General features: G+C 71.6%; 9 protein-coding genes and 1 pseudogene. 6 read left to right on the top strand and 4 right to left on the bottom strand.

Annotated elements, in window-relative coordinates:
* Positions 1 to 100: 100 nt before the first annotated feature.
* The 5 genes and pseudogenes from M5C96_RS23995 to pdeM all read left to right on the top strand — a co-directional run bounded on the left by M5C96_RS23995 (position 101) and on the right by pdeM (position 8,120).
* Positions 101 to 517, top strand: a complete 417-nt coding sequence (locus tag M5C96_RS23995; protein WP_092745245.1) for a F0F1 ATP synthase subunit epsilon — start codon at positions 101 to 103, stop codon at positions 515 to 517.
* 308 nt (positions 518 to 825) lie between these two features.
* Positions 826 to 1,869: pseudogene (locus M5C96_RS23990) on the top strand (ligase-associated DNA damage response exonuclease); the annotation flags it as partial.
* A 374-nt stretch (positions 1,870 to 2,243) separates the two neighbouring features.
* Positions 2,244 to 3,953 (top strand): ATP-dependent DNA ligase, encoded by a 1,710-nt coding sequence (locus tag M5C96_RS23985; protein WP_272565772.1) that lies wholly within the window; start codon positions 2,244 to 2,246, stop codon positions 3,951 to 3,953.
* A gap of 394 nt (positions 3,954 to 4,347) precedes the next feature.
* Positions 4,348 to 7,389 (top strand): ligase-associated DNA damage response DEXH box helicase, encoded by a 3,042-nt coding sequence (locus tag M5C96_RS23980; protein WP_442867409.1) that lies wholly within the window; start codon positions 4,348 to 4,350, stop codon positions 7,387 to 7,389.
* Positions 7,390 to 7,403: 14 nt separating this feature from the next.
* A complete protein-coding gene (pdeM, locus tag M5C96_RS23975) occupies positions 7,404 to 8,120 on the top strand; it encodes a ligase-associated DNA damage response endonuclease PdeM (protein ID WP_272565768.1) in 717 nt (238 codons plus the stop codon).
* Between the two features lie 23 nt (positions 8,121 to 8,143).
* Here pdeM and M5C96_RS23970 read toward each other — a convergent pair whose 3' ends face one another.
* The 4 genes from M5C96_RS23970 to M5C96_RS23955 form a co-directional block, all read right to left on the bottom strand.
* On the bottom strand, positions 8,144 to 9,787 hold the full coding sequence (locus tag M5C96_RS23970; protein ID WP_272565766.1) for an NEL-type E3 ubiquitin ligase domain-containing protein: 1,644 nt from the start codon (positions 9,785 to 9,787) through the stop codon (positions 8,144 to 8,146).
* Positions 9,788 to 10,106: 319 nt separating this feature from the next.
* The gene (locus M5C96_RS23965) at positions 10,107 to 10,685 is read right to left on the bottom strand and encodes a TPM domain-containing protein (protein ID WP_272565763.1); all 579 of its coding nucleotides are present in this window, start codon (positions 10,683 to 10,685) and stop codon (positions 10,107 to 10,109) included.
* A gap of 2 nt (positions 10,686 to 10,687) precedes the next feature.
* Positions 10,688 to 11,611: a TPM domain-containing protein gene (locus tag M5C96_RS23960; protein WP_272565760.1), complete on the bottom strand. Its 924-nt coding sequence runs from the start codon at positions 11,609 to 11,611 to the stop codon at positions 10,688 to 10,690.
* Between the two features lie 22 nt (positions 11,612 to 11,633).
* Positions 11,634 to 12,233 carry a LemA family protein gene (locus M5C96_RS23955; protein WP_272565758.1) on the bottom strand — a complete coding sequence of 200 codons (600 nt, stop codon included), beginning with the start codon at positions 12,231 to 12,233 and terminating at the stop codon, positions 11,634 to 11,636.
* Between the two features lie 193 nt (positions 12,234 to 12,426).
* Here M5C96_RS23955 and M5C96_RS23950 point away from each other — a divergent pair, with 193 nt between their 5' ends.
* On the top strand, positions 12,427 to 12,876 hold the full coding sequence (locus M5C96_RS23950) for a YybH family protein (RefSeq protein ID WP_272565757.1): 450 nt from the start codon (positions 12,427 to 12,429) through the stop codon (positions 12,874 to 12,876).
* Positions 12,877 to 12,941 lie beyond the last annotated feature (65 nt).

The following is a 12,941-nucleotide window of genomic DNA, read 5'->3' as shown; positions in this document are numbered from 1 at the left end:
CCACGGGTGAGCGTGCCATGCGGGTGCTTCCAGTCACCTGCGGCGCGCCGACCGAGCAGACTGCCGATTTCCAGCTTTCCCGACTTTTGGAAGGAACCCCATGAACACCATTCACGTCGATGTCGTCAGCGCCGAAGAGTCCATCTTCTCCGGCGAAGCGCGGTTCGTCGCTCTGCCCGGCGAAGCCGGTGAACTGGGCATCTACCCCCGCCACACCCCGCTGATCACGCGCATCAAGCCCGGCTCGGTGCGCATCGAGATGGCCGATGGCGGCGAAGAGTTCGTCTTCGTGGCCGGTGGCATTCTGGAAGTGCAGCCCCACCGCGTGACGGTGCTGTCCGATACCGCGGTGCGCGGCAAGGACCTGGATGACGAGAAGGCCAACCAGGCCAAGGCCGCGGCCGAAGAAGCGGTCAAGAACGCCAAGAGCGAACTCGACCTGGCCAAGGCGCAATCGGAACTGGCCGTGATGGCCGCGCAGATCGCTGCGCTGCGCAAGTTCCGCCAAAAGCGCTGACCGAACGAACGGCTTGCCTGCCGTCCGATACAAAGCCGCCTTCGGGCGGCTTTTTTCATGGCCACGATGAATGAGGCAAAAAGGGCCGTGCAGGCGGGCTCGGGGCGGGCGGCCGGGGCGCGCCGCCAGCACGGTAGGCGTCGGCTGACACGGGCATGCGGCGTTCCGCACCGGGGCGAAAGAGGGGTGGGCGATAGCATTCGGCATGAAAGCGCACACAGCACTTCCTTCTACGCACGGCGCATTGGGCGACGGGGTCAGACAGGTCGCCCGTAGGCGCTTCTCCCCTTTCGCGAAAGACACCGGACATGGCGCGCGGTGACGTCGATCTGATCGTCGCGCGCCCCGAAGGCCTGTACTGCACCGCGGGCGATTTCTACATCGACCCCTGGCGGCCGGTGGAGCGGGCAGTCATCACGCACGGCCATTCGGACCATGCGCGCATGGGCCACGCCCATTACCTCGCCCATACCGACAGCGAGGGCGTCCTGCGGGCCAGGCTGGGTGCCGATATCGCCTTGCAGACACTGGCCTATGGCGAGGCCATCGAACACCACGGCGTGCGCCTGTCGCTGCACCCCGCCGGCCATGTGCTGGGGTCCGCCCAGGTGCGGCTGGAGCACGGCGGGCGGGTGTGGGTCGCCTCGGGCGACTACAAGACCGAGGCCGACGGCACCTGCACCCCGTTTGAGCCGGTGCGCTGCGACACCTTCATCACCGAATCCACCTTCGGCCTGCCCATCTACCGCTGGCCCACGCAGCCGGTGCTGTTCGCCGACATCGATGCCTGGTGGCGCGCCAATGCCGCGCAGGGCCGGCCTTCGGTGCTGCTGTGCTATGCCTTCGGCAAGGCGCAGCGCATCCTGCACGGCGTGGACCGCAGCATCGGGCCAATCGTGGTGCATGGCGCAGTGGAGCCGCTCAATGCGGTGTACCGCGCGGCCGGCGTTGATTTGCCGCCCACCTTTCGCGTGACCGACCCGGGGGTGGATGCGCAAATGCTCAAGACCGCGCTGGTCTTGGCCCCGCCGTCCGCCCAGGGCACGCCCTGGATGCGCCGCTTCGCCCGCCATGCCGATGCATTCGCCAGCGGCTGGATGCAGCTGCGCGGCACGCGCCGGCGCCGGGGCGTGGACCGCGGGTTCGTGATGTCGGACCATGCGGACTGGCCCGGCCTGCAGCGGGCGATCGGGGCCACCGGGGCCGAACGCGTTTTCGTGACCCATGGCAGCGTGGCGGTGCTGGTGCGCTGGCTGTGCGAACAGGGGCTGGATGCGCAATCGTTTCACACGGAATACGGCGATGAGGATGACCAGGAGGCCGCTCCGGCATCGGCCGTGCCGGTGCCAGCGCAGGGCGATGAGGCGGTGGACGCGGCCCGTGCCGCGCAGGCGTCCAAGCCCGCGATCGCCCAGCCCGGTGGAGACGCATCCCCGGTGATCGACGGTGCGCCGTCCGCCCCGCCGCCGTCCGATGCCAGCGCCCCCGCTGCGCAGGCCGGAGAAGGCCCGAGGGATGGGGCCGCAGCCGCCCAGGCCGCAGCGCTGGACGGCGTGTCCGGTGCTCCCAGGCCCCGCCCCAGAGGCCGATCGACACGCGCCGCCGCGGCCACCGATCCCGATCAAGGTCGCCTCACGGAGCCCGCCACCGAAGGCGTTGCCCCTTCCGAGGCCGAGTCCCCCTCCCTCTCTTCCACGCTGCCCCGCCGACCCCCTTCGTCTGAACCATGAAGGACTTCGCCGCGCTCTATCGCGCGCTCGACGCCAGCACCTCCAGCCTGGCCAAGCAGGCCGCGCTGCAGGCCTACCTGCGCGCCGCGGCGCCGGCGGATGCGGCATGGGCGGTGTATTTCCTGGCCGGCGGCAAGCCAAGGCAGCTGGTGCCGACCAAGCTGCTGCGCACCCTGGCGCGCGATGCGGCCCGGTTGCCCGAATGGCTGTTCGACGAGAGCTACGAGGCCGTGGGCGACCTGGCCGAGACCATCTCGCTGCTGCTGCCCTCGCCCACCGCCGTGCAGGCGCTGGGGCTGGCCGAGTGGATGGAGCACCACCTGCTGCCCCTGCGCGGCATGCCGCCCGAGGCGCTGGAGACCACGCTGCGGGCCCAGTGGGCAGGCCTCGCGCCCGAAGAGCGGCTGGTGTATTTCAAGCTCATCACGGGGGCGTTCCGCGTGGGCGTGTCGCGCCTGCAGGTCACGCAGGCGCTGGCGGCGGTGAGCGGCGTGGATGCCAAGCGTGTCGCGCAGCGGCTCATGGGCTACACGCACATCGGGGCGCGTCCGGGCGAGGCCGACTACCTGCGCCTGGTCGCAGCCGAGGGCGAAGGCGGCGATGACGCGGCGCAGGGCGAAGCCCGGGGCCATCCCTATCCCTTCTTCCTGGCGCACCCGCTGCAACTGCCGGTGTCCCAGTTCGACACGGTGCTCGGCCCGCCCGCGCAGTGGATCGTGGAGTGGAAATGGGACGGCATCCGCGCCCAGATCGTGCGCCGCAGCACCGGCGCCGAGGGCGCCAGCGAAGGCGCCGGCACCTGGGTCTGGTCGCGCGGCGAGGAGCTGGTGAGCGACCGCTTCCCAGAGCTGCAGGCGCTCGGGGAAGCGCTGCCCGACGGCACGGTGCTCGATGGCGAGATCGTCGTCTGGCGCGCCGCCGAGGGCGATGCTGCGGCCCACGTGCGCCCGTTCGCCGATTTGCAAAAGCGCATCGGCCGCAAGACCCTCACACCGAAGCTACTGCGCGAGCTGCCCGTGGTGCTGCTCGCCTACGACCTGCTGGAGGAGGGCGGCCAGGACCTGCGCCAGCGGCCCCAGCACGAACGGCGGGCGCGGCTCGATGCGCTGCTGGCGCGCGTGGCGCACCCGGCGCTGGTGGCCAGCCCGGTGCTGCAGGGCGACCGCTGGCAGGATCTGGCGATCCAGCGCGAGCAGGCCCGCTCGCTGGGCGTGGAAGGCATGATGCTCAAGGCCCGCGATGCCGAGTACGGCGTGGGCCGCACCAAGGACGTGGGCACGTGGTGGAAGTGGAAGATCGACCCCTTGAGCATCGATGCGGTGCTGATCTATGCCCAGCGCGGCCATGGCCGGCGCGCCAGCCTCTACAGCGACTACACCTTCGCGGTGTGGGACGGCCCACCGGGCACGGAGGGGCGCGCGCTGGTGCCGTTCGCCAAGGCCTATTCCGGCCTGACCGATGCGGAGATGGCGCGGGTGGATGCGGTCATCCGCAAGACCACCGTCGAGACCTTCGGCCCGGTGCGCAGCGTGCGGCCCACGCTGGTGTTCGAACTGGGGTTCGAGGGCATCGCCCGCAGCAGCCGCCACAAGAGCGGGATCGCCGTGCGCTTTCCGCGCATGCTGCGCTGGCGCGAGGACAAGCCCGTGGACGAAGCGGATTCGGTGGACACCCTGGCGGCGTTGTTGCCGAGGTCGGATGCGTGATCGCCGGAGGCCCGTCCATGCCGCGCATTGACGATGGCCGTGAGCGCGCGGCGTTCCTGGGCCGGGCGGTGGGCCGGCGGCCGGCGCATCCTGCGGTGACGCATCCCAAGAAAACGCTCCGGGCCAAGGCGGCGCACCCGGCTTGCCTGCGCTTTTCGGCGGGCTGCCTGCGGTGCGCGCGGCGAGCGGGGGCCGTGCGTGCGCGCTCCGCGGCGGCGCGGCCGGGCGGGTGGTCGTCGTTCCGTCCGGTGCGGCCGTTCGTGCGCCAGCCGCTGCGCAGCGCAGCGCAAGCGGAGCGGGGGACGCAAGCCATGCCGCTTCCTTTGTCACGCCGCTGGGTACGGGCCGGCGAGGCGCGAACGTCGTTGCGGAGCCGGTCGCCACGGCAGGGGGGCTGGCAGTGACCCGGTCCACGGTCCAGCGCGCGGTGGCCGACTGGTTCGCGCAGCGGGGCTGGAAGCCTTTCCCGTTCCAGAAGCAGGTGTGGAAGGCCATGGCGGAGGGCCGCTCGGGGCTGCTGCACGCGACGACCGGGGCGGGCAAGACCTTTGCGGTGTGGCTCGGCGCCCTGCAGGCGCTGGCCGGTGATCCGGAAGGATCTGAGCCGAATCGGGCTCCGGCACAAAGAGTACTAGGGCATGATGCTATAAAAAAAGTAGCAATCCCTTCGCGGGGACGCCAGAGCACCGCCGCACCGCTCACCGTCCTGTGGCTCACGCCCATGCGGGCGCTGGCGGCCGACACGCTCAAGGCGCTGCAGGCGCCGCTCGATGCGCTGGCGCCGGTGCATGGCGGCGTGGCGCGCTGGACGGCCGGCGCGCGCACGGGCGATACCGCCAGCGGCGAGCGCAGCGCGCAGTCGCGGCGCCTGCCCACAGTGCTGGTGACCACCCCCGAGAGCCTGTCGCTGCTGCTGGCGCGCGGCGATGCGCGCGAGGTGCTGTCGTCCGTGCAACTGGTGGTGGCCGACGAATGGCACGAGCTGCTGGGCAACAAGCGCGGGGTGCAGGTGCAGCTGGCCATCGCCCGGCTGCAGGGCTGGAACCCGGCGCTGCGCGTGTGGGGCATGTCGGCCACGCTCGGCAACCTGGAGGAAGCCATGCACACGCTGCTGGGCCAGCCGCCCGGGTTGCCGGGCGGCGGCTCCACAGAGGGCGTGCTGGTGCAGGGGCGGGTGGACAAGCGCCTGGTGGTGGACACGCTGCTGCCCGACCACCCCGAGCGCTTTTCGTGGGCCGGCCACCTGGGCCTGTCGATGCTGCCCGCCGTGGTGCGCGAGCTGGCCGGCACGTGCACCACGCTGGTCTTCGTCAACGTGCGCTCGCAGGCCGAGGTCTGGTACAAGGCCATCCTCGATACGCGGCCCGACTGGGCGGGCGAGTTGGCCATCCACCACGGCTCGCTGGATCGCGGCGTGCGCGAATGGGTCGAGGCCGGGCTCAAGGCCGGGCGGCTGCGGGCGGTGGTGTGCACCTCCAGCCTGGACCTGGGCGTGGACTTCCTGCCCGTGGAGCGCGTGCTGCAGATCGGCTCGGCCAAGGGCATCGCGCGGCTGCTGCAGCGCGCGGGGCGATCGGGCCACGCGCCCGGGCGGCCGTCGCGCATCACGCTGGTGCCCACCCACAGCCTGGAGCTGGTCGAGGCCGCCGCCGCCCGCGCCGCGGTGCAGGCGGGCCAGGTGGAGATGCGCGCCAGCCCGCGCCGCCCCGTGGACGTGCTGGTGCAGCACCTGGTCACCGTCGCCCTAGGCGGCGGCTTCGAGCCCGAGGCGCTCTATGCCGAGGTGCGCCGCACGGCGGCCTATGCCGACCTGCCGCGCGCCGTGTGGCAGTGGTGCCTGGACTTCGTGCACCGGGGCGGGCCGTCGCTGGCCGTCTACCCGGACTACCAGCGCGTGGTGCCTGACGAGGGCGGCGTGTGGCGCATGCCCGATGCGCGCCTGGCGCGGCGCCACCGCGCCAACATCGGCACCATCGTGAGCGATGCCAGCATGGTGGTGCAGGTGCTGCACGGCGCGCGCCTGGGCACCATGGAAGAGAGCTTTCTCTCGCGCCTGTCGGCCGGCGACTGCTTCGTGTTCGCGGGCCAGGTGCTGGAGATGGTCAAGATCGAGGACATGACCGCCTACGTGCGCCGCGCCGCGCGGGGCCGGCCCACCGTGCCGCGCTGGGCAGGATCGCGCATGCCCTTGTCCACCGTGCTGGCCGACTTCGTGGTGCGCCAGCTCGCATTGGCGGCGGACGGCGACTACCGCTCGCCCGAGCTGAAAAGCGTGCGCCCGCTGCTGGAGGTGCAGCAGCGCTGGTCGGCCCTGCCCACGCCCGGCACGCTGCTGGCCGAAACCCTGCGCACGCGCGAAGGCTGGCACCTGTTTCTCTACCCTTTCGCCGGGCGGCATGCACACACCGGCCTGGCCAGCCTGTTCGCCTGGCGCGCGGCGCAGGGCGAGGCGGGCACCTTCTCGATCGCGGTCAACGACTACGGCCTGGAGCTGCTCAGCGCCACCGAGCGCGACTGGGCGGCCCTGCTGCCCGAGCTGCTCAGCACGCAGGCCCGCCCCGCGCCTGGTGCCCTCGCCGCGCCCACGACGGACCCGGCCCCCGGCGCGGACGCTTCCGACCTGCGCGTGCCCGCCAGCGAAGCCCTGGCCATCCGCAACACGGCCAATGCCGCCCGGGCCGAAGCCGACGATGCCGCGGGCCACCCCCTGCCCGAGGCGCCGCACGGCGACCCCGAGCGCCAGGCCCTGCTGCACGAAGTGCTGGCCAGCCTGAACGCCACCGAGATGGCGCGGCGGCGCTTTCGCGAGATCGCGCGCGTGTCGGGGCTGATCTTCCAGAGCCACCCCGGCGAGCGCCGCAGCGCCCGCCAGCTGCAGGCGTCGTCGCAACTGTTCTTCGAGGTCTTTCGCAAATACGACACCACCAACATGCTGCTGCGCCAGGCCGACGAAGAGGTGCTGAGCCAGGAGCTGGACGTGGCCCAGCTGCTGGCCGCGTTGCGCCGCATGCAGGGCCAGCAGCGGGTGGTGCGGGCGCTGCTGCGGCCGAGCCCGTTCGCCTTTCCGCTCATGGTGGAGCGCTTTCGCGAAAAGCTCACCAACGAGCACCTGGCCGACCGCATCGCGCGCATGCTCGCGCAACTGGACAGTGCTGCCGATGCGCGCGGCCCGGCGGCCGATGCCGCGCCCCGCATGCAGGACGTGGTGCCGCCCGACCCGCCGCTGCGCGCGCGGCGGCTTCCGAAGGCCGCGGCCAGCGAACCGCCGGCCGTCGACGCGGCCCCGGTGGTGCCGCACGATCCCCTGCAGTCCGCGGCGGCCGAGGTGCGCCGCACGCTCGACTTCTCGCTGACCGCGGCCGACGAGTCCGCACCGGGCGGCGGCGCGAAGCGGCGCCGCGAGCGCAAGCCCTCGCGGCCCTTGCCCCGGCTGTGAAGAACCATCAAGGCATGAGCGCAACGGACACCCACCCCGCGGCCGAGGGCGCCGCCATCTGCCACCTGGCCGGCACCGAAGTCCACCTGCTGCCCGACCGCTCCCTGTGGTGGCCGGCCGGCCGCACGCTGTTCGTGGCCGACGTGCACCTGGGCAAGTCCGACACCTTCCGCGCGCGCGGGCTGCCAGTGCCCTCGGGTACCACGCGCGACAACCTCGATCGGCTGTCGGCCACGATCGCCCGGCAAGGCGCGCAGCGGCTGGTGGTGCTGGGCGACTTCCTGCATGCGGCCGAAGCGCAGTCGCCTGCCGTGCTGGCCGCCCTGTCGGCATGGCGCGCCGCGCATGCGGCGCTGCAGGTGGTGCTGGTGCGCGGCAACCACGACAGCCACGCCGGCGATCCGCCGGCCGGCCTGGGGTTCGCCATCGTGGACGAGCCCTGGCCGATCGGGCCGTTCGCGTGCTGCCATTACCCGCAGGCGCACGGCACGCTGCACGTGCTCGCCGGCCACGTCCATCCCGCCGTGGTGCTGCGGGGGCGGGGGCGGGGGCGCGACGCCCTGCGCCTGCCGTGCTTCGCGGTGGAGCCGCAACTCACCGTGCTGCCGGCGTTCGGTGAGTTCACCGGCGGCCAGACGATGACCACCGGCCCGGAGCGCCGCTTTTTCGCCACCGGCGGCGGGCGGGTGTGGGCGGTGCCGGGCATGGTGGACTCCGTGAGGCCCAGCTGAAGCGGGGGGGCGCCTGCAGCGGCTCAGGCCGCGTCCGGCTCGGGCTTCATGGGATGCATCGGCGCGTCAAGACCCGCCAGGTGCCGCAGCAGCCGGTCCTCCTCGTGCTGCCACCGCGCCTCCACCGCCCGGGCGCGGATGGCGTATTCGACCTGCCCCTCCAGGTCCGTGGAAGCGGGAATGTCTTCGTCGAAGAACGGATCGTCGTCGCGCGCGTGCTGGAGCCAAGCGAATGCACGGGAGTACAGCGCCTTCATGCCTTCGCGCCAGGTCGTGTGGCCCATGCGGAAGTCACCGTAGGCGGCGGGGTCGCGGGCCTGCTGCATCACGGCTTTTTCCAGATCGTTCACGTCCTTTTGGCGCAGCACGCTCAGCTGCAGGGCCTGCACGCCCGTCACGGTGCCTTCCGGCAGATCGAGGCGATTGCGCAGCGCCTGCTTGGCGTGCATCAGGGTCTCCAGTGGCTCCCGCGTCAGCTGGCGCTTCGGCCAGGGGCCCAGGTCCTGGCGCTGCAGTTCGCGGTGAATGAACCGGGTGACCTCGCTCTCCAGCAAGGCCAGCCGAAATTGCTGTCCCGCCCATTGGTCGAACTGCGCGGCGTCCACCCGGCCGCTGCGGATGTCCGCCACCATCTGGTGGTTGCGAACGGCCAGCAGCGCCTTGGAAAAGCCTTCAAGCACGTTGTCCAGGCAGCTGCCCAAGGCCGTCTGCGCGATCAGGAAGACCTGCGCCCGCAGGTCGGGATCGCCCGCCACCGCATCAATGACGGCGGCGACCTGTTCCGCCCGCTGCGCCGTGGCCGTGGATGAGCTGCCTTCACGGCCATCTTGGCTGGCATCGCGCAGCCGTGCGAGCATGCGAGCGAAAGCGGGGGCCTGGGGTTCGTCGTCGAAGGTGCTCAACGCTGCGGCATCGGGATGGTCTTGGCCCAGCCATTGGGCGATTTCCCAGCCCAGCGGCATCGTCTGGCGCTGCAGGTCCCGGGCGAGTTCTTCGTGCTCATTGTCTTCCTCTTCGTCCTCCGACTCGACAGCTTCGTCCTCGAAGCGCACCAGAAGGCCCTGCAATTGCCAAATGGCTTCCGCCATGACCGGGTGCAAGGCCTCGTCCCTGGCACGGGCCTCCAACCCGTCGCACAATTCAGGCAGGGGTCCCAGTTCCACGAGCAGGTCGGCCGATACGCGCAGCACCTGCTGTGTCCGCTCCGGGTGGGCCTCCAGCATGTCCAGCAACGCGAAGACCTGGGCCGAATGGGGCGTGCCGTGAATGCCGAGTTCCGCATGGTTCACGAATGGGAGCGTGAGCGGGTCCGGCGCTGCGTCGTCATCGCTGAGCCAGTCTTCTTCGTCGGAATCCGAGGTCTGGGACGACTCGGCTGAGGATGAGGAGGAGGATGGCGGCGCGTTGTTCAGATCCGGCAGGTCGGGTGGTTGGCGCAGCGCAACGTTCAGATCCGGCAGGTCGGGTGGTTGGGGCAGTGCAACGTTCAGATCCGGCAGGTCGGGTGGTTGGCGCAGCGCAACGTTCAGATCCGGCAGGTCGGGTGGTTGGGGCAGTGCAACGTTCAGATCCGGCAGGTCGGGTGGTCGGGGCAGTGCAACGTTCAGATCCGGCAGGTCGGGTGGTCGGGGCAGCGCAACGTTCAGGTCCGGTAGCCGTGGGGGCAAGTGGTTTCGGGGCGCGCGCAAGACCGCCCCCGCCTGGGAGGCGCTGGTAGGCAATGGCGGGCGGGGAGGCAGGGCCGCGCCCAGGTGATCCGGGGCGTCCGTGCGTGCGCGGACGTGGCGTGCGGGCCCGGCGCCACTCTCCGGTCTGTGCTCGCGCGGCCGGACACGGCCGGAATGTCGTAGAGGGTCCATGGATCGCCTTTCCTGCCGCGCTCGGGCGCTGGCAGTGCCGGCGATGTTCGTGCGGTCCACCGGCAGGGGCCGATCCCTTCGCGCACGGATGGACCGTTTTGCGAAGCGCTGGCGCCCGTGACGCCGGCTATTCCTTCAGCAGCGCATCGCCACTCAGCACCGGCGCATCAGGCAGCCCGGCACCCTCCGCGGTGCCCTGGGCGGCTTGCGCGTGCGCCGGAAAGTGCTGCACCAGCAGCGCCGACACCTCCGCCAGCGCCTGCGTCAGGCCGTCCTCGTAGCGCCCGGCGCGAAAGGCCTCGCCCATGTGCACGACCAGGGTGCGCCAGGTCTCGGGCGGCACGGCGCGGGCCAGGCCCCGGTCGGCCACGATCTCGATGGCCTGCTCGGCCACCAGCAGGTAGATAAGCACGCCGTTGTTGTGCTCGGTGTCCCACACGCGCAGCTTGCCGAACAGCGTGACGGCCCGCTCGCGGGCGGTGGCGCCGCGCCACAGGTAGCTGGTGGGCAGGCCGCCTTCGGCGCAGATGCGGATCTGCCCGGTGTGGCGGCGCTCGCTGGCGGCCACGCGGCGCGTGATGCGCTCCAGCACGTCGGGCGGCAGCGCCTGGTGCAGGCGGCCTTCCACCCAGCGGTGCCGCACGAGCCGCGCGATGCGCCACAGGGCCGAAGGGGGGGCCGCGGGGGCCAGCGAGGTCTTTGCCATGGTCACCAGTCTCCCGAGGCGCCGCCGCCGCCAAAATCGCCGCCGCCGCCCGAACTGAAGCCGCCGCCATCGCTGCTGCTGCCGCCGCCACTGCCACCGCTCCAGCCGCCGAAGCCCCCGGTGGACGTGCCGATCCCGCCGCCGCGCCGCCCGCCCAGGGACAGGCCGGTGCCGCTGAAAAGCCAGGTGTAGAGCAGCGCGATCAGCCCGGCGCCGCCGGCCAGCAGCACGCTGGTGGTGAACAGAAACGCCAGCCCGCCCACGCCGCCGCCCAGCAGCAGGCCGCCCAGGCGGTTGCCGAAAATGCCGCGCGCCACCGGGCCGCCCACCATCACGCCGAAGAACAGGAAGATGGCGAGGTCGGTCCAATCCACGCCCGGCGCGGACCGGGCCGCGCGTTCGCTGGTGTCACTGGGCAGGGGCAGCGATTCGCCGGCGATGCGCGCGCCGATCTGGTTCACCGCGGCGGACAGGCCGCCTGCGTAGTCACCCTCGCGAAAGCGCGGCTTCATGGCGCCGTCGATGATGCGCGCGGCGGCGATGTCGGGGATGGCCCCTTCCAGCGCCTTGGCCACCTCGATGCGCATCTTGCGGTCGTCCTTGGCCACCAGCACCAGCACGCCGTCGCCCACGTCCTTGCGGCCGACCTTCCAGGCGTTGCCGACCCGGTTGGCGAACGCGGCCAGTTCCTCGGGCGCGGTGGTGGGCACCATCAGCACCACGACCTGCGAGCCGTGAGATTTTTCGATGGCAGCCAGGCGCGTGTCCAGCGCCTGCCGGTCGGCCGCGCTGAGCGTGCCGGTCTGGTCGATCACGCGCGCGCTCAGTGCCGGCACGGCGCGCTGCGCCTGCGCTGGCGTGCCGAAACAGCCGATGGCCATCAAAAAGAGAGCTGTCAGCGCGAGGCGAACGTGCGCCAGGGCCATGTCGGGCACTCCGGTGGTGGTGTCAGGGCTTGGACGCCGGCTTGGAGAAGTCCACCGCCGGCGGGGTGGAGATCTGCGCCTCGTTCTGCACGGTGAAGCTGGGCTTCGGGTCGTAGCTGAACACCTTGGCCGTAACGTTGGTGGGGAAGCTGCGCGCGAGCACGTTGTACTCCTGCACCGTCTGGATGTAGCGGTTGCGCGCCACGGTGATGCGGTTTTCGGTGCCCTCCAGCGTCACGCGCAGGTCGCGGAACGCCTGGTTGGCCTGCAGCTGCGGGTAGCGCTCGGCCACCACCATCAGGCGCGAGAGTGCGCCGGACAGCTCGCCCTGCGCGGCCTGGAATTTGTTGAATGCCTCGGGGTTGTTCAGCGTCTCGGGCGTCACCTGGATGGAGGTGGCCTTGGCGCGGGCCTCGACCACCTTGGTCAGCGTGTCCTGCTCGAAGGCGGCCTCGCCCTTGACGGTGGCGACGATGTTGGGCACCAGGTCGGCGCGGCGCTGGTACTGGTTGAGCACCTCGCTCCAGGCGGCCTTGGACTGCTCGTCCAGGCGCTGGAAGTCGTTGTAGCCGCAGCCCGAGAGGGCCAGGACGGCGGCCAGGGTGGCAAGAAGACGTTTCATGGCACGTGCGCTGGGCCGGGTGCAGGCGACAGTGCCGAAAGGCTGGCAGCGCCCGCGCATTCTGCCCCAGCCCGATCGGGCACCGCGTAGTCCGCCGGGCCGACCGCCCGGCCGGTCCGGCGGCCGCGGGCCGGGCGTTGCGGCCCGCCAGCCCCGACAATAGCGCCACCGCATGACAGCCCTCCGAAGCGCCATGACCCGATCCCCCTACCGCGCCGCCACCCTGGGCGGCTCCGCCGACGAGACCGAAGCCGCCTTCTACGAAGCCCTGCAAACGGGCAACCTGGAACGCCTGATGGCGTGCTGGGCCGAGGAGGACGACATCGTCTGCGTCAACCCCGGCGGCCCGCGCCTGCTGGGCGCCGCGGCCATCCGCGCCGCCTTCAGCGCCATGTTCGAGCACGGCACCCTGCGCGCACGGCCGGCCCAGGTGCACCGGGTGCAGGCCATGGCCAGCGCGGTGCACAGCGTGGTCGAGCACGTCGAAGTGGTGCTGGACGGCGGGGTGCGCGAGGCCATCGTGCAGTCCACCAACGTCTACCACAAGACCCCGCAGGGCTGGCGCCTGGTGGCCCACCACGCCAGCCCGGGCACCGTGCACGAAGCCCAGGCGCCGGGCCACCCGCCGCCGGTGCTGCATTGAGGCGCTGCCCGCCATGTTGTCGGCCCACGGGCTTCAAGCCTTTTAGCCCTCCAGCACAATAAGTA

The sequence above is a fragment of the Acidovorax sp. GBBC 1281 genome, assembly GCF_028473645.1.
Classification (GTDB): domain Bacteria; phylum Pseudomonadota; class Gammaproteobacteria; order Burkholderiales; family Burkholderiaceae_C; genus Paracidovorax.
Note: the sequence above shows the minus strand (reverse complement) of the source record. Positions and strands in the feature narration are given on the sequence as shown.